15 protein-coding genes are annotated in these 18,828 nt (G+C 59.1%); 12 read left to right on the top strand and 3 right to left on the bottom strand.

Going from position 1 to position 18,828, the window contains the following annotated elements:
* The first annotated feature begins 223 nt into the window (after nucleotides 1-223).
* From tig to PVE98_RS15035, 8 genes are all read left to right on the top strand, one after another.
* Entirely contained in the window at nucleotides 224-1,528 is a 1,305-nt protein-coding gene (tig, locus tag PVE98_RS15070) for a trigger factor (RefSeq protein ID WP_033752710.1), read from the top strand.
* A gap of 336 nt (nucleotides 1,529-1,864) precedes the next feature.
* Nucleotides 1,865-2,488: an ATP-dependent Clp endopeptidase proteolytic subunit ClpP gene (gene clpP / locus PVE98_RS15065; protein ID WP_033752709.1), complete on the top strand. Its 624-nt coding sequence runs from the start codon at nucleotides 1,865-1,867 to the stop codon at nucleotides 2,486-2,488.
* Between the two features lie 127 nt (nucleotides 2,489-2,615).
* Complete coding sequence (clpX, locus tag PVE98_RS15060; RefSeq protein WP_033752707.1) at nucleotides 2,616-3,887, top strand: ATP-dependent protease ATP-binding subunit ClpX; 1,272 nt, start codon at nucleotides 2,616-2,618, stop codon at nucleotides 3,885-3,887.
* Between the two features lie 190 nt (nucleotides 3,888-4,077).
* On the top strand, nucleotides 4,078-6,432 hold the full coding sequence (gene lon / locus PVE98_RS15055; RefSeq protein ID WP_033752706.1) for an endopeptidase La: 2,355 nt from the start codon (nucleotides 4,078-4,080) through the stop codon (nucleotides 6,430-6,432).
* Between the two features lie 214 nt (nucleotides 6,433-6,646).
* Nucleotides 6,647-6,922 (top strand): nucleoid-associated protein HU-beta, encoded by a 276-nt coding sequence (gene hupB / locus PVE98_RS15050; protein ID WP_096072697.1) that lies wholly within the window; start codon nucleotides 6,647-6,649, stop codon nucleotides 6,920-6,922.
* Between the two features lie 246 nt (nucleotides 6,923-7,168).
* Nucleotides 7,169-9,037, top strand: a complete 1,869-nt coding sequence (gene ppiD / locus PVE98_RS15045) for a peptidylprolyl isomerase (RefSeq protein ID WP_096072698.1) — start codon at nucleotides 7,169-7,171, stop codon at nucleotides 9,035-9,037.
* Between the two features lie 139 nt (nucleotides 9,038-9,176).
* Complete coding sequence (locus PVE98_RS15040) at nucleotides 9,177-9,500, top strand: helix-hairpin-helix domain-containing protein (RefSeq protein WP_096072699.1); 324 nt, start codon at nucleotides 9,177-9,179, stop codon at nucleotides 9,498-9,500.
* A gap of 104 nt (nucleotides 9,501-9,604) precedes the next feature.
* A complete protein-coding gene (locus PVE98_RS15035) occupies nucleotides 9,605-10,003 on the top strand; it encodes a YbgC/FadM family acyl-CoA thioesterase (protein WP_033752700.1) in 399 nt (132 codons plus the stop codon).
* 39 nt (nucleotides 10,004-10,042) lie between these two features.
* Here PVE98_RS15035 and queC read toward each other — a convergent pair whose 3' ends face one another.
* Entirely contained in the window at nucleotides 10,043-10,738 is a 696-nt protein-coding gene (gene queC / locus PVE98_RS15030; RefSeq protein WP_033752894.1) for a 7-cyano-7-deazaguanine synthase QueC, read from the bottom strand.
* A 74-nt stretch (nucleotides 10,739-10,812) separates the two neighbouring features.
* Nucleotides 10,813-12,495: an SgrR family transcriptional regulator gene (locus PVE98_RS15025; protein ID WP_096072700.1), complete on the bottom strand. Its 1,683-nt coding sequence runs from the start codon at nucleotides 12,493-12,495 to the stop codon at nucleotides 10,813-10,815.
* A gap of 92 nt (nucleotides 12,496-12,587) precedes the next feature.
* Here PVE98_RS15025 and cof point away from each other — a divergent pair, with 92 nt between their 5' ends.
* Entirely contained in the window at nucleotides 12,588-13,409 is an 822-nt protein-coding gene (cof, locus tag PVE98_RS15020) for an HMP-PP phosphatase (protein WP_313619228.1), read from the top strand.
* A 34-nt stretch (nucleotides 13,410-13,443) separates the two neighbouring features.
* Here the strand turns inward: cof and PVE98_RS15015 are convergent, their stop codons facing one another.
* Nucleotides 13,444-14,475, bottom strand: a complete 1,032-nt coding sequence (locus tag PVE98_RS15015; protein WP_222707485.1) for a PLP-dependent cysteine synthase family protein — start codon at nucleotides 14,473-14,475, stop codon at nucleotides 13,444-13,446.
* A gap of 115 nt (nucleotides 14,476-14,590) precedes the next feature.
* Between PVE98_RS15015 and PVE98_RS15010 the strand changes: the two genes are divergently transcribed.
* From PVE98_RS15010 to PVE98_RS15000, 3 genes are read left to right on the top strand one after another with little or no spacing between them, the layout of a single operon-like run.
* Nucleotides 14,591-15,052, top strand: a complete 462-nt coding sequence (locus tag PVE98_RS15010; protein WP_033752695.1) for an Lrp/AsnC family transcriptional regulator — start codon at nucleotides 14,591-14,593, stop codon at nucleotides 15,050-15,052.
* Between the two features lie 24 nt (nucleotides 15,053-15,076).
* Nucleotides 15,077-16,852: a SmdA family multidrug ABC transporter permease/ATP-binding protein gene (locus PVE98_RS15005; protein ID WP_096072703.1), complete on the top strand. Its 1,776-nt coding sequence runs from the start codon at nucleotides 15,077-15,079 to the stop codon at nucleotides 16,850-16,852.
* A complete protein-coding gene (locus PVE98_RS15000) occupies nucleotides 16,839-18,614 on the top strand; it encodes a SmdB family multidrug efflux ABC transporter permease/ATP-binding protein (RefSeq protein WP_096072704.1) in 1,776 nt (591 codons plus the stop codon). Before PVE98_RS15005 ends, PVE98_RS15000 begins: the two co-directional genes overlap by 14 nt.
* Nucleotides 18,615-18,828: the final 214 nt, after the last annotated feature.

The raw sequence follows: 18,828 nt of genomic DNA, 5'->3' as shown, positions 1-18,828 counted from the left end.
AAAAAGCAGCAAAGCCGCTAAAAAGTGGTGAGTTTCCAGCCTCGACTCACCAGGGCGATGCCGCTATAATGCTGCGTCTATTTTTCCGGAATGTCTTCGGGACGCTTCTGGTGACAGGGATCAGGTTCTCTTAATGGAAGCCGTCCCGGTTGTTGGATACGGCGCATTGCATAATGTGTGGTGTCTGAAGTTGACCGAGCACGCGATTTTTTGAGGTAACAAGATGACAGTTTCAGTAGAAACCACGCAGGGTCTGGGCCGTCGCATTACGATTACTGTCCCCGCTGACAGCATCGAAAGCGCAGTGAAGAAAGAACTGGTGGAAGTGGCGAAAAAAGTCCGTATCGATGGTTTCCGTAAAGGCAAAGTGCCGGCCAATATCATCGCACAGCGCTATGGCGCTTCTGTTCGCCAGGACGTGCTGGGCGAGCTGATGACGCGCAACTTCGTTGACGCCATCATCAAAGAAAAAATCAATCCGGCTGGCGCGCCGAACTACGTGCCGGGCGAATATAAAGAAGGCGAAGATTTCACCTACGCGGTCGAGTTCGAAGTCTATCCGGAAGTTGAACTGCAGGGTCTGGACAGCATCGAAGTTGAAAAACCGCTGGTGGAAGTGACCGACGCAGACGTCGACGCCATGCTGGACACCCTGCGCAAGCAGCAGGCTAACTGGAAAGAGAGCGATGCGGCGGCAACGGCTGAAGATCGCGCGACCATCGACTTCAGCGGTTCAGTTGACGGCGAAGAGTTCGAAGGCGGCAAAGCCTCTGACTTCGTGCTGGCGATGGGCCAGGGCCGTATGATCCCGGGCTTCGAAGAGGGCATCGTGGGTCATAAAGCGGGCGAAACCTTCACTATCGACGTGAAATTCCCGGAAGACTACCACGCGGAAAACCTGAAAGGGAAAGACGCGAAGTTCGACATCGTGCTGAAGAAAGTTGAAACGCGCGAACTGCCGGAGCTGACTGAAGAGTTCATCAAGCGTTTCGGCGTGGAAGATGGTTCTATCGACGGCCTGCGCGCTGAAGTACGTAAAAACATGGACCGCGAGCTGAAAGGCGCTATCCGCAACCGCGTGAAAACGCAGGCGATCGACGGCCTGGTGAAAGCCAACGACATCGACGTGCCGGCTGCGCTGATCGACAGCGAAATCGACGTACTGCGTCGCCAGGCTGCGCAGCGCTTTGGCGGCAACGAGAAGCAAGCGCTGGAACTGCCGCGCGAGCTGTTTGAAGAGCAGGCGAAACGTCGCGTTGTTGTGGGTCTGCTGCTGGGTGAAGTAATTCGCACCCATGAGCTGAAGGCTGACGAAGCACGCGTTAACGCTCTGATCGAAGAGATGGCGTCCGCTTACGAAGATCCGCAGGAAGTAATCGAGTTCTACAGCAAAAACAACGAGCTGATGAACAACATGCGTAACGTCGCGCTCGAAGAGCAGGCGGTTGAAGCCGTTCTGGAAAAAGCGAAAGTGACTGAGAAAGCGACCAGCTTCCAGGAACTGATGAATCAGACCACCGCTGCCTGATCGCTGATTTAACCAGAAGTGCTAAGCCCGCGGCTGCAAAGTCGCGGGCTTTTTTGTTTTTCCGGCGCCATCGGCGCTCTTCCGCTGCTATTCGCTTAATAAACCGGCAAATTATTCACGTTGCGCTTTTTCCAGGTTAGCGAATAGAGAAAAGGTTGTTATGCTTGAAACAGCAGGGCAGTATCCCCAGATTGAGGGAGTATGCAGAAGAGAGTTAGACTGGCTGATTAACCGTCCTTGAAGGTGTCGGAAACGAAGCGGAGCTGCGCAGAACGCGCTCGCTTCAGAGAAAATCGGTACAGAATGTAGCCAATGAACTATATCCAGGAGACGGTAATGTCATACAGTGGCGATCGTGAATTTACTGCGCCGCGCAATGCGCTGGTGCCCATGGTGGTTGAACAGACTTCGCGCGGCGAGCGTTCCTACGACATCTATTCCCGCCTGCTGAAAGAGCGCGTCATCTTCCTGACCGGCCAGGTTGAAGATCACATGGCCAATCTGATCGTGGCGCAGATGCTGTTTCTGGAAGCGGAAAACCCTGAGAAAGATATCTATCTTTATATCAACTCCCCAGGCGGCGTGATCACCGCAGGCATGTCGATCTACGACACCATGAAGTTTATCAAGCCCGACGTCAGCACCATCTGTATGGGCCAGGCCTGTTCAATGGGCGCTTTCCTGCTGACTGCCGGCACTAAAGGCAAGCGCTTCTGCCTGCCGAACTCGCGCGTGATGATTCACCAGCCGCTGGGCGGCTATCAGGGCCAGGCGACCGACATTGAGATTCATGCGAAAGAGATTCTGAAAGTGAAACAGCGCATGAATGAGCTGATGGCGGAGCATACCGGCAAGTCGCTGGAAGAAATTGAGCGCGATACCGAGCGCGATCGTTTCCTCTCGGCGAGTGAAGCGGTAGAGTATGGTTTAGTCGACTCCGTCCTGACACATCGCGAATAAGACTCATCTGCCCGTCTCCTTACGCTATAGTTACTGGGAAACGGGTTTGAGTTGAATGAATATTGGCCGTGTTCGCACGGCCTGCGCCGTACGCCAGTATGGCCTGAGAACAAGAAGAGGTTAACTGATGACAGATAAGCGCAAAGACGGTTCAGGGAAGTTGCTGTACTGCTCTTTTTGCGGCAAAAGCCAGCATGAAGTGCGTAAGCTGATTGCCGGGCCGTCAGTGTATATCTGCGACGAATGTGTCGATCTGTGCAATGACATCATTCGCGAAGAGATTAAAGAAGTTGCCCCGCATCGCGAACGTAGCGCGCTGCCTACGCCGCACGAAATCCGCCATCACCTCGATGATTATGTTATCGGCCAGGAAAAGGCGAAAAAAGTGCTGGCGGTTGCGGTGTACAACCACTACAAACGCCTGCGCAACGGCGATACCAGCAATGGCATCGAGCTGGGCAAAAGCAACATTCTGCTGATTGGTCCGACCGGTAGCGGTAAAACCCTGCTGGCGGAGACGCTGGCGCGCCTGCTGGATGTGCCGTTCACCATGGCCGACGCCACCACGCTAACCGAAGCGGGCTACGTGGGCGAGGATGTGGAGAACATCATCCAGAAGCTGCTGCAGAAGTGCGACTACGACGTGCAGAAAGCGCAGCGCGGCATCGTCTATATCGATGAGATCGATAAAATCTCGCGTAAGTCGGATAACCCGTCTATTACGCGCGACGTCTCCGGCGAAGGCGTGCAGCAGGCGCTGCTGAAGCTGATTGAAGGCACCGTAGCGGCCGTTCCGCCGCAGGGCGGTCGCAAGCATCCGCAGCAGGAATTTTTGCAGGTCGATACCTCTAAAATTCTGTTTATCTGCGGCGGCGCTTTCGCGGGTCTGGATAAAGTGATCTCTCAGCGCGTGGAAACCGGCTCCGGTATCGGTTTTGGCGCAACGGTAAAAGGCAAGTCGGAAAAAGCGAGCGAAGGCGAGCTGCTCTCTCAGGTTGAACCTGAAGATCTGATCAAATTCGGCCTGATTCCAGAGTTCATTGGTCGTCTGCCGGTGGTCGCGACGCTCAACGAGCTGAGCGAAGAAGCGCTGATCCAGATCCTGCGCGAGCCGAAAAACGCCCTGACCAAACAGTACCAGGCGTTGTTCAACCTGGAAGGGGTCGAGCTGGAGTTCCGCGACGAAGCCCTGACCGCCATCGCCAAAAAAGCGATGTCGCGTAAGACCGGCGCCCGCGGCCTGCGTTCTATCGTTGAAGGCGCGCTGCTGGAAACCATGTATGACCTGCCTTCTATGGAAGACGTAGAAAAAGTGGTGATCGACGAGTCGGTTATCGAAGGCCAGTCAGAGCCGATGCTTATCTACGGCAAGCATGAAGCCCAGGCGTCTGGCGAATAATTCGCCAGCGTAAGGGCGTTGATATTATTAAAAAAGGGGAAAATTCTTTCCCCTTTTGTTTTTCTCGCTCTCATGACGTTGAATGTCGAACGATCATCCCCATATACTCATAATCCTGTGGGTTTAACTGCACATTCCCTGCATTATGCGGTGCCCATCACCTGGCGGACACTAACTAAGAGAGAGCTCTATGAATCCTGAGCGTTCTGAACGCATTGAAATCCCCGTGTTGCCTCTGCGCGACGTGGTGGTTTATCCGCACATGGTAATTCCGTTGTTTGTTGGTCGGGAAAAATCGATTCGTTGCCTCGAAGCGGCGATGGATCATGACAAGAAGATCATGCTGGTTGCCCAGAAAGAGGCTTCAACGGATGAACCTGGCATTAACGATCTCTTCTCTGTAGGGACCGTAGCCTCAGTGCTGCAGATGCTGAAACTGCCTGACGGCACCGTCAAAGTTTTAGTCGAAGGGCTGCAGCGCGCGCATATCACTACCCTGGCGGATAATGGCGACCATTTTACCGCGCAGGCGGAATACCTGATCTCGCCGGAAATCGAAGAGCGCGAACAGGAAGTGCTGGTACGGACGGCGATCAATCAGTTTGAAGGCTATATCAAGCTGAACAAAAAGATCCCGCCGGAAGTGCTGACCTCGCTGAACAATATCGACGATGCGGCGCGCCTCGCCGACACCGTTGCGGCCCATATGCCGCTGAAATTAGCCGATAAACAGTCGGTGCTGGAGATGTCGGACGTGAACGAGCGTCTGGAATATCTCATGGCGATGATGGAGTCGGAAATCGATCTGCTGCAGGTTGAGAAGCGCATTCGCAACCGCGTGAAAAAGCAGATGGAGAAGAGCCAGCGCGAGTACTATCTGAATGAGCAGATGAAGGCGATTCAGAAAGAGCTGGGCGAAATGGACGACGTGCCGGATGAGTACGAAGCCCTGAAGCGCAAAATCGATGCGGCGAAAATGCCGACCGAAGCGCGTGAAAAAGCCGAAGCCGAGCTGCAGAAATTAAAAATGATGTCGCCGATGTCCGCCGAAGCGACGGTGGTACGCGGCTATATCGACTGGATGGTCCAGGTGCCGTGGAACGCGCGCAGCAAGGTGAAAAAAGACCTGCGCAAGGCCCAGGAGACGCTGGACACCGACCACTACGGCCTGGAGCGCGTCAAAGACCGCATTCTGGAATACCTCGCCGTGCAGAGCCGCGTCAGCAAAATTAAAGGCCCGATCCTCTGCCTGGTTGGACCGCCGGGCGTGGGTAAAACCTCGCTGGGTCAGTCGATCGCCAAGGCGACCGGCCGTAAGTATGTGCGTATGGCGCTGGGCGGCGTGCGTGACGAAGCGGAAATTCGCGGTCACCGCCGCACCTACATCGGCTCTATGCCAGGCAAGCTGATCCAGAAAATGGCGAAGGTCGGGGTGAAAAACCCGCTGTTCCTGCTGGACGAGATCGACAAAATGTCATCCGACATGCGCGGCGATCCTGCTTCCGCGCTGCTGGAAGTGCTCGATCCCGAGCAGAACATCGCCTTTAACGATCACTACCTCGAAGTCGATTACGATCTCTCCGACGTGATGTTCGTTGCCACCTCCAACTCCATGAACATTCCGGCGCCGCTGCTGGACCGTATGGAAGTCATTCGCCTCTCTGGTTACACCGAGGATGAGAAGCTCAATATCGCCAAACAGCATCTGCTGCCGAAGCAGATTGAGCGTAACGCCCTGAAAGAGAGCGAAATCACGGTGGAAGACAGCGCCATCGTCGGCATCATCCGCTACTACACGCGCGAAGCGGGCGTGCGTAGCCTGGAGCGCGAACTGTCGAAGCTGTGCCGTAAAGCGGTGAAAACGCTGCTGCTGAATAAAGAGCAGAAGCACATCACCATCAACGGCGACAACCTCAAGGATTACCTGGGCGTACAGCGCTTCGACTATGGCCGCGCCGAAAGCGAAAACCGCGTTGGCCAGGTGACCGGCCTCGCATGGACCGAAGTGGGCGGCGATCTGCTGACCATCGAAACCGCCTGCGTGCCGGGCAAAGGCAAGCTGACCTACACCGGTTCGCTCGGCGAGGTGATGCAGGAGTCGATCCAGGCGGCGCTGACCGTGGTGCGTGCGCGCGCCGAGAAGCTGGGCATCAACGGCGATTTCTACGAGAAGCGCGACATCCACGTTCACGTGCCGGAAGGCGCGACGCCGAAGGATGGCCCGAGCGCCGGTATCGCGATGTGCACCGCGCTGGTCTCCTGTCTGACCGGCAACCCGGTGCGTTCTGACGTGGCGATGACCGGCGAGATCACTTTGCGCGGCCAGGTGCTGCCGATCGGCGGCCTGAAAGAGAAGCTGCTGGCGGCCCATCGCGGCGGCATTAAAGTGGTGCTGATCCCGGACGATAATAAACGCGACCTGGAAGAAATTCCAGCCAACGTTATCGCCGATCTGGAGATCCATCCGGTGAAACGCATCGAAGAAGTTTTAGGCCTTGCGCTGGAAAACGCCCCTTACGGCATGCAGGTTGCTACCGCAAAATAGTGATTAGCGACATAAAGCATTAAAAAGCGAAGCTGGCAGGCCAATGAGCGCTTGCCAGCTTTTTTTAGTGCCGTTAATTTAGGGGGCTGCGGATTCAGCGATTAAGATGAATTCCGTTGTTTCGCCTCAACAGGCTTGATATAACGTGCTGCGCATTCGTATCCGCCAGGACGCGCGGATGTGAAGTGAAATAATAAAAGAGGGGATGAAGAGAGTGAATAAGTCACAGTTGATCGACAAAATTGCTGCAGACGCTGACATTTCTAAAGCAGCAGCGGGACGTGTTTTGGACGCATTCACCAGTTCTGTTTCCGACGCGCTGAAAGGCGGCGAGGAAGTGGCTCTGGTGGGCTTTGGCACTTTCTCCGTACGCGAACGTGCCGCACGTACCGGCCGCAACCCGCAGACCGGCAAAGAGATCACCATTGCCGCTGGCAAAGTGCCGGGCTTCCGCGCCGGTAAAGCGCTGAAAGACGCTGTCAACGCATGACATCGCACCCGTCCGCAGAAGCATTTTCTTCCGTGGACTAGAGGACGGTTCATGCGTTCTCATGTAACATACGGGCACATCAAATTTGATGTGCCTTTTTTATTCGGATCCGGGGATAAATCGCGCTAAGACTTGTCTCAACAGGAGTGAAGCTGCCAGGCTAAACGGCAGTTGCGTAACGACCTTTATCCGACAGGCGTTGCGCCCGAGGTTTATATCCACACTACAGCGGAGCGTTGTCATACCATGATGGACAATTTACGCGCGGCGTCGAATCATGTCGTGCTCAAGGTTATTTTGGGGTTGATTATTCTCTCCTTCGTGCTGACCGGCGTTGGCAACTACCTTATCGGCGGCGGCAGCGATTACGCCGCTAAAGTCAACGGACAGGAAATCAGCCGCGCGCAGCTCGATCAGGCGTTCAACAACGAGCGCAGCCGCCAGCAGCAGATGCTGGGCGATCAGTTCTCGCAGCTTGCCGGCAACGACGGCTTCATGCAGCAGATGCGTCAGCAGGCGCTGTCGCAGCTGGTGGATCAGGCGCTGCTCGATCAGTACATCAACGACCTCCACATTACTATCAGCGACGATCAGGTCAAGCAGGCGATCTTCGCCCAGCAGGCGTTCCAGACCAACGGCAAGTTCGACAACGCGAAATATAACGCTCTGCTGAGCAGCATGGGCTTTACCGCCGATCGCTATGCGGAAGCGCTGCGCAAGCAGCTGGCGACCCAGCAGCTGATCAACGCCGTCGCTAATACCGACTTTATGCTGAAAGGCGAAACCAGCAAGCTGGTGGATCTGGTGTCGCAGAAGCGCGACATTCGTCAGGCGACTATCGACGTCAACGCGCTGGCGGCGAAACAAACCGCGACGGCCGACGAGATCGCGCAATACTATCAGCAGCATAAAAACAACTTTATGGCGCCGGAGCAGTTCCGCGTCAGCTACATCAAAATGGATGCTGCCAGCATGCAGGCCAGCGTTAGCGACGCCGACATTCAGAGCTGGTACGACCAACATAAAGCGGACTACACCCAGCCGCAGCGTAACCGCTACAGCGTCATCCAGACCAAAACCGAGGCGGATGCCAGCGCCGTGCTGGCGCAGCTGAAGGGCGGGGCGGACTTCGCCGCGCTGGCGAAAAGCAAATCGATCGATCCCATCTCTGCGCGCAAGGGCGGCGATATGGGCTGGCTTGAGCCGGCCACCACGCCGGACGAGCTGAAAAACGCCGGGCTGACGCAGAAGGGCCAGCTTTCGGGCGTGATTAAATCGTCGGTCGGCTTCCTGGTGGTGCGTCTGGACGATATCCAGCCGGAACAGATCAAACCGCTGGCCGAAGTGCGCGACGCGGTGGCCGACAAAGCGAAGCAGGAGAAAGCGGTCGACGCTTTCTACCAGCAGCAGCAGAAAGTGAGCGAAGCGGCGAGCAACGACAATGAGTCGCTGGCCGGCGCCGCGCAGGCTTCCGGCCTGAAAGTGGTTGAAACCGGCTGGTTCAGCCGCGACAGCGTGCCGCAGGAGCTCAACTTCGACGCGGTGAAAAACGCCATTTTTAACGGCGGCCTGACCGGCCAGAACGGTGCGCCAGGCAACAACTCCGACGTGATTACCGTGGATGGCGACCGCGCGTTCGTGCTGCGCATCAGCGAGCACAAACCTGAAGCGATTAAACCGCTGGATGAGGTGAAAGCGCAGATTGCCGACACGCTGAAGCACGATAAAGCGGAACAGCAGGCGAAGGCGCAGGCGGACAAACTGCTGGCCGATCTCAAAGCGGGCAAACAGGATGCGCTGAACGCAGCCGGTCTGACGCTGAGCGCCAGCAAAACCGTCGACCGCAACAGCCAGGATCCGGTCGCGCAGACCGCCTTCAATCTGCCGCAGCCCGTTGACGGTAAAGCGTCGTGGGGCGTGAGCGAAGATATGCAGGGCAATGTGGTGCTGGTGGCGCTGGACAAGGTCAGCAGCGGTACGCTGCCGCAGGAGCAGGTAGACGAAATGATTAAGGGCGTGACGCAGAACAACGCGCAGCTGGCGTTCGAAGCGCTGCTCGCAAATCTGCGCAAAGAAGCCAAAATTAAATACGGCGCCGCAGCGCAAATGCAGTAACGCTCGCAAAAAAGTGTTTTGCAGTGAAAACCGAAAAGGCCGCTTGCGCGGCCTTTTCCATTTCTGGATGTTGCCTTTTGAGGCCTTCTCTCTTCTCTGTCACGCTCTCCTTGCTGTTAAACATAAGGAGAAACAGAGCATGTCTAAATCACTATTGTCCGTTCTTTGCTTTACCCTCGCGCTTGGCGGCGCAATCGGCTATTCCAGCGTGACGGCGGCGGAAACCGCAGGCGAAACGCCGACTGCCCAGGCCGCGCAGGCGGCAGGCGAAAAAATCAGCATTAACGAGGCGACCGCCGAGCAGTTGTCGGCGGCGATGAACGGCGTCGGGTTGAAAAAGGCGCAGGCGATTGTCAGCTACCGCGAGCAGTACGGGCCGTTTACCGCCGTCGAACAGCTAAAGGAGGTGCCGGGCATCGGCAATTCGCTTATCGAACGTAACGCCGGGCGGCTGAAACTGTGAGCTAAGGCGCAACCCTGACGCTTTTGCCGCGCGGCAAAAAGGCTTTTGCTACGCTAAAGAGGTCATACCAGTTAGGTCCTCTTTAACGACAGGAGATGTCAGGCATGCAGACCACGATTAAAGTTCGCGGCTATCACCTCGACGTGTATCAGCACGTCAACAATGCGCGCTATCTGGAGTTTCTGGAAGAGGCGCGCTGGCAGTGGCTCGAAGAGGCGGACGCGTTCAACTGGCTGCAGCAGCAGCAGCTGGCGTTCGTGGTGGTGAATATCAATATCAACTATCGTCGCCCGGCTGTGCTGGGCGACGTTCTGGCCATACACAGCGAAATGACGCAGCTGAACGGAAAAAGCGGCGTGATTACCCAGCGCGTAACGCTGGCGGGGAGCGAAACTTTGGTGGCGGATGCGGCGCTGACCTTTGTCTGCATCGATCTGCGCACGCAGAAAGCGGTCGCGCTGGAGAGCGAGCTGCGCGCGCGGCTGGAGGCTTTCTCCGTCTGAGTCAACAGCGCGGCGCATCTGTGCGGCGCCGCGCCGATATCAGATCAGGCCGCTTTTGCTTTTCATCGCCGCCATCACGGCGTCGCGATCGGCGAGATAGTCGTTCAGGCCGCGTGCGCGCAGATGACAGGCGGCGCATTCGCCGCAGCCGTCGCCCTTGACGCCGTTATAGCAGGTCAGCGTTTCTTCGCGTACCAGCGTCAGGCTTTGCCAGTAGTCGGCCAGCGCCCAGGTCTCTGCTTTATTGAGCCACATCAGCGGGGTTTCAAAACGCACCTCGCGCGCCATGCCGAGGCTGACCGCGTGGTTCAGCGCTTTAACGAACTCGTCGCGGCAGTCGGGATAGCCGGAAAAATCGGTTTCGCAGACGCCGGTGATGACAGCCTCCGCCTCGACCTGATACGCGTAAACCGAGGCGAGGGTCAGAAACAGAATATTGCGTCCCGGCACAAAGGTGCTCGGCAGGCCGCTGGCGGCGGGATCATAAGAGGGAACCGGAATGTTGTCGCGGGTCAGGCTGCTTACCGCCAGCTCGTTCAGCAGAGTGACGTCGAGCACCTTATGGGCGCGTGCGCCCAGCTTCAGCGCCAGCGCGCGGGCGACCTCGATCTCTTCGCGATGGCGCTGGCCGTAGTCGAAGGTGACGCAGTGCACTTCGTCATACTGCTGCAACGCCTGGATCAGGCAGGTGGTGGAGTCTTGTCCACCGCTAAAGACTACAACGGCTCGCTTCATCATTTTGTCCTGGTCGAAAATTTTGCGTCTATGGTAATCACTCTCCCGCCCGCTGAACAGCGCGAAGCGCGGCTTCACGCCGTCAGCGGCGGCGGAACCCAGGCGCGGCTGAAGTCGAACCAGCCGAGGGTATTTAGCTGGATGCCCTCTACGCCTGGGGGCGCGAAGATTTGATAGCGATAGTTGAACAGCGGCAGCAGCAGGCCGTCGCGCATCAGGCTGTGGTAGAGCTGGTGCAGTGCGGCACGGCGCGCCTCGCCGTCGGCCAGCCGCTGTATCCTCGACAGCTGCTGACGAAGATGCTGGCTGGTTTCCGCAGGCCACAACCGATCGATCTCCAGCCAGCTTGCCAGCGTAAAAAGCGGCGCGTCGCCGATCAGCCGGTCGCCCATCACCAGATCGGCCTGCGCCAGATCCTCGCTGTTCTGCCAGCTTTTTACGTCGTGAAAGATCAGGGTGAGCTCACAGCCCTCCGCCCGCAATAGCTCACGCAGCGCCTGCGCCATCTCATGCAGTTCGACCGGAAGCTGGTAGTGCAGCGTCAGGCGCGGCGGCAGATGCGGCGCCTCATCCTCCACCTGCGGCACCGGCCAGCCCGGCAGCAGCTCTTTGCTCGGCGTAATCAGCCCTTCTTCCAGCGGCAGCTGCGCAACGATGCCGCTTTGCTGCAGCAGGCGGAGCAAACGACGCGCCTGCGCCGGGCTAAAACCGGCGCGCGGACGACAGGCGAGGTAGCAAAAACCGAGGCTGATGCTGCGGCTGACCGGACGCAGCGACGCCAGATCCGCCGCATCGCCAATGGCGATCTGCACCGGATGACGGCAGCTGGTGCCGAGTGCGCGATCGAACAGCGTCGGCGTAATCCAGTACTCAACGGCCTGCATCAGCGGCAGCTGCAGGTGACAGCGCGTATGGCTCTCGATACGCACCAGTTCGGGCGTAAAGTGCGCCAGCTTCCAGGGGCCGCTGCCGAGGCGCAGCTGCTGCGGATGGGGCAGCAAACAGAGCTGATGCGCCAGTCGCCAGGGCAGCCAGTAGTCGCTGCGGCTCAGCCGAAAGCGCAGCGCCAGCGGATGCGGCGCGTCTACGCTTGCGACGTCCGCCAGCAGGCGCTGCGCGCGCGCGTCCTGCAAAATGCGCTGAAACTGCTCGACCAGCTGCGCGGCCTGAAGCGGCTCGTCGTTATGCCAGAACAGCTGCGGACGCAGCCAGAACAGCCAGACGCGCCCCTTGTCGGCGTGCTGCCAGTGATGCGCCAGATCGCCGACCGGCTCATCCGCTTCGAATCGCGTCAGGCCGGAAAAGAGCTGACGCGCCAGGTGCTGTTCGGCGCGCCCGACAATCTGCAGCGGCGCGACGGAATCGAGCGGACGATAGTAGGGAATGCGCAGCACAGGGGCGTCGTTTTGCCACTGGCCGCCCATCAGCGGACGCAGCAGATCCACCAGCCGCTCCGGCGCCATATCCAGCACCTGCAGCGCTTCGGCTGCATTTCCCGCCTGCAGCTGCGTCTGAAGCAGCTGTTGCCGCAGCTGTTCGGGCGATCGAAGAAAGGTCAACGTGCCCAGCCTGCCGCGCCCCGATTCGCCCTGCCAGCGCAGCCAGCCTGCATGCTGCCACTGCGACAGCAGGGTGCGCAGGTGACGATCGCTGCAAAAGCAGCGGCTGGCCATCTCGGCCACGCAGGTCTGTTGGGGGGCGCCCTGGCTCTGCTGCCACAGACGCTGAAACTGATTAAGGCGATTAAGCTGGCGCATAGAAAACCCGGAACAGTTTTCGAAAAGTATTCACTATTAGTTCCGGGATTGCCAGGCGATAGTGAATGCTGATTTATCAACGGGAGAGAGCAATGGCGCGACTTGCCGCATTCGATATGGACGGCACGCTGCTGCTGCCCAGCCATCAGCTGGGCCAGCAGACGTTAAGCATTTTGCTGGCGCTGCATCAGCGCGACGTACAGCTGGCCTTCGCCACCGGCCGTCACCTGCTGGAGATGCAGATCCTGCGGCAGCGCATCACGCTGCCCGCCTGGCTGATCACCGGCAACGGCACGCGCGTGCACGATCTGGACGGCAATCTGCTGTTCGCCAGCGATCTCTCGCCGTCGGTGGCAGAGGAGGTGCTGCACAGCCGCTGGGATAGCGCCGCCACGGTGCACGTTTTCAACGACGACGGCTGGTTTACCGACGTACCGGTGCCACAGATGCTGCAGGCGCACGCGCTGAGCGGCTTTCGCTATCAGCTGCGCGACCTGAAAAGCATTCCCGCGCACCAGGTCACCAAAATCTGCTTCGTCGAGAGTCACGACCGGCTTTGCCAGCTGAAAACGCAGCTGGAGGCGGCGCTCGGCGACCGCGCCCATATCTGTTTCTCGGCGCTCGACTGTCTGGAGGTGTTGCCGCTCAACTGCAACAAAGGCAGCGCGCTCGCCATGCTGTGTCAGCATCTTTCGCTGCCGCTGGCGGAGTGCATGGCCTTCGGCGACGCCATGAACGACCGCGAAATGCTGGGACTGGTGGGGAAAGGGTTTGTGATGGGCAACGCCATGAGCCAGCTCAAGTCCGCGCTGCCCCATTTGCCGGTTATCGGCCATTGCGAGACACAGGCGGTGTCTCACTATTTAGATCACTGGATGGCGACGCCGCACCTCGCGTATTCCCCCGAATGCTGAGGATTACAGTGAAGCGGACAGGGAGTCCGCGATTTTATTCCAGCTCGCGCTGCCAGCGGCTGATATCGCCAAACTGCCGCGTGACCCAGCTTTCATCGTAATAGCTGTCGGGATAGCGCTCGCCGCTGTCGCACATCAGCGTCACCAGCGCGCCCCGTTCGCCGTTCGCCCGCATCCGCTTCGCCACCTGCATCATGCCCCAGAAATTGGTGCCGGTTGAGGCGCCTGGCTTACGGCCGATAATGTGCGCCAGCTTCAGCATCGCCGCCAGCGTGGCGCCGTCCGGCACCTTCATCATTTCGTCAATCACGTCGGGCATAAAAGAGGGCTCGACGCGCGGACGACCGATGCCTTCGATCTGGCTGCCGCGCGGGCTGCGCAGCGTCGCGTCGCGGCTGTGCCAGTAATCGTAAAACACCGAGTGCTCGGGATCGACCACCAGCAGCCGCGTGGCAAAGCCCTGATAGCGAATATAGCGGCCCAGCGTCGCCGAGGTGCCGCCGGTGCCGGCGCCCATAATAAGCGTATGCGGCACGGGACAAGGCTCAAGCGCCATCTGGCGGAAAATACTCTCGGCGATGTTATTATTGCCGCGCCAGTCGGTGGCGCGCTCGGCGTAGGTAAACTGATCCATAAAATGGCCGTCCAGCTCGCGCGCCAGCTCCATTGAGGCGTTGTAAAGCTCGCACGGGTCGGCGACGAAGTGGCACTGGCCGCCATAGAACTCAATCTGCTCGATTTTGCGCTTCGCGGTGCTCGCTGGCATGACGGCGATAAAGGGCAGGCCGAGCAGCTGAGCGAAATAGGCTTCCGAGACCGCAGTGCTGCCGGAAGAGGCCTCGATCACCGGCCTGTTCTCGTTGATCCAGCCGTTCGCCAGCCCGTAAAGAAACAGCGAGCGCGCCAGCCGATGCTTCAGGCTGCCGCTGGGATGGGTGCTCTCATCTTTCAGATAGAAATCGATGCCGGGATAATCCGCCAGGCGAAAGCGAATCAGGTGGGTTTCGGCGGAGCGCTGAAAGTCCGCGTTGATTTCATTAATGGCGTGGCGAGTCCAGTTACTCATGATGCGATTCCGGCTAAAAAGATGGGCTGATTGTAAGGCACGCGCAGGAAAAAGAGTTGGCTTTATTCTCGCTATAATGGCGTATCTGGAGAAAAATATTCTCCCGAGGAGAGAAATGTTAGATAAAACTGACCGTCATTTACTTGATTTGCTGCAGCGGGACTGCACGCTATCGCTGCAGGCGCTGGCGGACGCCGTTAACCTCACCACCACGCCGTGCTGGAAGCGACTGAAAAAGCTGGAGGATGACGGTATCATCCGTGCACGCGTCGCGCTGCTGGATGCGGAAAAGCTCGGTCTCGCGCTGACCGCCTTTATGTTCGTTAAAACGCAGCAGCACAGCCGCGAATGGTATCAGCGCTTCGTCACGGCGGTGCAGGAGATGCCTGAGGTGCTGGCGTTCTACCGCACGGCGGGCGAGTTCGATTATCTGCTGCGCATTCAGGTTGCGGATATGAAACGCTACGACGACTTTTACAAGCGTCTGGTCAACAGCGTGCCGGGCCTGATCGACGTCACCTCCAGCTTCGCCATGGAGGAGATCAAATACACCACGGCGTTACCCGTTGCCCCCTGAGGCAAAAAGAAAGAGAAGAGCGTAGTGCGACTATTCAGCCAGTTAAGTTGGTATTTCATCCGCGAGTGGCGACGCTATCTGGGCGCGATCACTCTCCTGATCGTTATCGCTATCCTGCAGCTGCTGCCGCCGCATCTGGTAGGCGTGATCGTCGATGGCGTCACGCATCACACCATGAGCGGGCGCACTATTATGATGTGGATCGGCGTGATGCTGGTCACCGCCGTGGCGACCTACCTGCTGCGCTACGTCTGGCGCGTGCTGCTGTTCGGCGCCTCCTATCAGCTTGCCGTCGAACTGCGCGAAGATTTCTATCGCCAGCTCAGCCGTCAGCATCCCGCTTTTTACCTGCGTCATCGCACCGGCGATCTTATCGCACGCGCCACTAACGACGTGGATCGCGTGGTGTTCGCCGCCGGCGAAGGGGTGCTGACGCTGGTGGATTCGCTGGTGATGGGCTGCGTGGTGCTGCTGGTGATGAGCCTGCAGATCAGCTGGCAGCTGACGCTGCTGTCGCTGGTGCCGATGCCGATCATGGCGCTGTTTATCCACCGCTACGGCAACCAGCTGCATGACCGTTTTAAGCTGGCGCAGGCGGCTTTCTCCAGCCTGAACGACCAGACGCAGGAGAGCCTGACCAGCATCCGCATGATTAAGGCGTTTGGCCTGGAGTCGCACCAGTCGGATCAGTTCTCCGCTATTGCGCGCGATACCGGCGCGAAAAACCTGCGTGTGGCGCGCGTCGACGCCCGTTTCGACCCGACCATCTATATCGCTATCGGCTTCTCGAACCTGCTGGCGATTGGCGGCGGCAGCTGGATGGTGTGGCACGATCAGCTGACGCTCGGTCAGCTCACCAGCTTTGTGATGTATCTCGGCCTGATGATCTGGCCGATGCTGGCGCTGGCATGGATGTTCAACATCGTCGAGCGCGGCAGCGCCGCCTGGAGCCGCATCGGCGCGCTGCTGGCGGAAGCGCCTGCGGTCGAGGATGGCGAAAGGGAGCCGCCGGCGGAAGCGGGCGTGCTGCAGGCTTCGATCCGCGAGTTTCGCTATCCGGCCAGCGCCGCGCCGGTGCTGCGCAACCTCAACTTTGCGCTGAAGCCCGGACAGATGCTGGGCCTGTGCGGCCCAACCGGCAGCGGAAAAAGCACGCTGCTCAGCCTGCTGCAGCGCCATTTCGATATCGACCAGGGGGATATTCGCTACCACGACATTCCCCTGACGCAGCTGCGCATCGACAGCTGGCGCAGCCGGCTGGCGGTCGTCAGTCAGACGCCATTCCTCTTCTCCGACAGCGTGGCGAGCAATATCGCGCTGGGCAAGCCCGACGCCACTCAGGAGGAGATTGAGCGCGCGGCGAAGCTGGCCTGCGTGCATGAGGATATCCTGCGGCTGCCGCAGGGTTACGCCACCGAAGTGGGCGAACGCGGCGTGATGCTTTCGGGCGGCCAGAAGCAGCGGCTATCAATTGCGCGCGCGCTGCTGCTCGACGCGGAGATCCTGATCCTCGACGACGCCCTGTCGGCGGTCGACGGCCGCACCGAGCACGATATTCTGCATAACCTGCGCCTCTGGGGCCGGGGCCGCACCCTGATTATCAGCGCGCATCGCCTGTCGGCGCTGGCGGAAGCGAACGAAATTCTGGTGCTGCAGCAGGGCGAGATCGCCCAGCGCGGCGATCATGACGCGCTGGCGGCGCAGCCGGGCTGGTATCGCGATATGTATCGCTATCAACAGCTTGAGGCGGCGCTGGACGAAGACGAATCGGCAAAAGGAGCGCTCGATGGCGACCTCTAAACGCTTATGGCCAACGCTGAAGCGGCTGCTCGCCTACGGCAGGCCGTGGCGCAAATCGCTGAGCCTGGCGGTCGGTCTGCTCTGGATCGCCGCCGCGGCCGAGGTGACCGGACCGGTGCTGGTCAGTTACTTTATCGATAACCTGGTGGCGAAGCACCAGATGCCCTGGGGCATCGTCGCCGGGCTGGTGACGGGCTTTATTCTCCTCCAGCTGCTGGCGGCAGGGCTGCACTATTTCCAGGCGCTGCTGTTTAACCGCGCGGCGATCGGCGTGGTGCAGCAGCTGCGCAGCGACGTTATGGACGCGGCGCTGCGTCAGCCGCTCAGCGCCTTCGACACCCAGCCGGTTGGACAGATTATCTCGCGCGTCACCAACGATACCGAAGTGATCAGGGATCTTTACGTGACGGTGGTGGCCACGGTGCTGCGCAGCGCGGCGCTGATCGGCGCGATGATGGTGGCGATGTTCAGCCTCGACTGGCGCATGGCGCTGGTGGCGATGGCGATCTTCCCGCTGGTACTGACGGTGATGCTGATTTATCAGCGCTACAGCACGCCCATCGCGCGCCGCGTGCGCAGCTATCTGGCGGATATCAACAACGGCTTTAACGAAGTGATCAACGGTATGAGCGTGATCCAGCAGTTTCGCCAGCAGGCGCGCTTCGGCGAGCGCATGAGCCAGGCCAGCCGCTCGCACTATCAGGCGCGCATGCAGACGCTGCGGCTCGACGGTTTTCTGCTGCGTCCGCTGCTCAGCCTGTTTTCGGCGATGATCCTCTGCGGGCTGCTGATGCTGTTCAGCTTCTCCTCGCCGGGCATTTTCGAAGTCGGCGTGCTCTATGCCTTTATCACCTATCTTGGCCGTCTCAACGAACCGCTGATCGAACTCACGACACAGCAGTCGATGCTGCAGCAGGCGGTGGTGTCGGGCGAACGCATTTTCGAGCTGATGGATGCCACGCAGCAGCGCTACGGCAGCGACGATCGTCCACTGACTTCGGGACGCATCTCGCTGCGTCAGCTGAGTTTCGCCTATCGCGCCGATCGCGAGGTGCTGAGCGATATCAACCTTGAGGTGCCGGCGCGCAGTTTCGTGGCGCTGGTCGGCCATACCGGCAGCGGTAAAAGCACCCTCGCGAATTTGCTGATGGGCTACTATCCGGCGACGCGCGGCGAAATCTGGCTGGACGATCGTCCCATTGGTCAGCTCAGCCATCAGACGCTGCGTCGCGGCATCGCCATGGTGCAGCAGGATCCGGTGGTGCTGGCGGACAGCCTGCTGGCTAACGTGCGCCTCGGTCGCGATATCAGCGAAGAGGCAGTCTGGCAGGCGCTGGAGCAGGTGCAGCTCGCATCGCTGGCGCATGCGTTGCCAGACGGCATTCATACACGACTCGGCGAACAGGGCAATAACCTGTCGGTCGGGCAGAAGCAGCTGCTGGCGCTGGCGCGCGTGCTGGTGGAGATGCCGCAGATTCTTATCCTCGACGAGGCGACCGCCAATATCGACTCCGGCACCGAGCAGGCGATTCAGCAGACGCTGAGCAGACTGCGCCAGCACACGACGCTGGTGGTGATCGCCCATCGTCTGTCGACCATTACCGAGGCCGACACTATTCTGGTGCTGCATCGTGGTCAGGTGGTAGAGCAGGGCGATCACGCCGCGCTGCTGGCGCGACAGGGGCGCTACTGGCAGATGTATCAGCTGCAGCAGGCGGGCGATGAACTCGCGTCGGGCAAGGCGGTCGCTACCGTAGAGTAAATTGCACCTTTTTTGCGCGCATTTATCAGAATGTTCTCACTCTTTGCACTTCTTTGAGGCCACAAGCACCAAAGAAGTGCAGTTTATTTAGCTTCTGGTTTCGCTTTTCTTTTTCCACTCTCTTCTTTTGCCAATTCAGGCCAGGCCGGGCTGCATTTATGCCGCGCCGCCTGCGCGTTTTCATTCCTGGCACAGCCTTTGCTTCTGTCTCTGC

Source organism: Pantoea sp. GABEPS69 (assembly GCF_045780835.1).
GTDB lineage: Bacteria > Pseudomonadota > Gammaproteobacteria > Enterobacterales > Enterobacteriaceae > Pantoea > Pantoea septica.
The sequence above is the reverse complement of the archived record's forward strand: the minus strand, read 5'-3'. Positions and strand labels throughout refer to the sequence as shown.

Coding starts and splice junctions, on each gene's coding strand:
- tig (WP_033752710.1), top strand. CDS start 224: ATGACAGTTTCAGTAGAAACCACGCAGGGTCTGGGCCGTCGCATTACG.
- clpP (WP_033752709.1), top strand. CDS start 1,865: ATGTCATACAGTGGCGATCGTGAATTTACTGCGCCGCGCAATGCGCTG.
- clpX (WP_033752707.1), top strand. CDS start 2,616: ATGACAGATAAGCGCAAAGACGGTTCAGGGAAGTTGCTGTACTGCTCT.
- lon (WP_033752706.1), top strand. CDS start 4,078: ATGAATCCTGAGCGTTCTGAACGCATTGAAATCCCCGTGTTGCCTCTG.
- ppiD (WP_096072698.1), top strand. CDS start 7,169: ATGATGGACAATTTACGCGCGGCGTCGAATCATGTCGTGCTCAAGGTT.
- PVE98_RS15040 (WP_096072699.1), top strand. CDS start 9,177: ATGTCTAAATCACTATTGTCCGTTCTTTGCTTTACCCTCGCGCTTGGC.
- PVE98_RS15035 (WP_033752700.1), top strand. CDS start 9,605: ATGCAGACCACGATTAAAGTTCGCGGCTATCACCTCGACGTGTATCAG.
- queC (WP_033752894.1), bottom strand. CDS start 10,738: ATGAAGCGAGCCGTTGTAGTCTTTAGCGGTGGACAAGACTCCACCACC.
- PVE98_RS15025 (WP_096072700.1), bottom strand. CDS start 12,495: ATGCGCCAGCTTAATCGCCTTAATCAGTTTCAGCGTCTGTGGCAGCAG.
- cof (WP_313619228.1), top strand. CDS start 12,588: ATGGCGCGACTTGCCGCATTCGATATGGACGGCACGCTGCTGCTGCCC.
- PVE98_RS15015 (WP_222707485.1), bottom strand. CDS start 14,475: ATGAGTAACTGGACTCGCCACGCCATTAATGAAATCAACGCGGACTTT.
- PVE98_RS15010 (WP_033752695.1), top strand. CDS start 14,591: ATGTTAGATAAAACTGACCGTCATTTACTTGATTTGCTGCAGCGGGAC.
- PVE98_RS15000 (WP_096072704.1), top strand. CDS start 16,839: ATGGCGACCTCTAAACGCTTATGGCCAACGCTGAAGCGGCTGCTCGCC.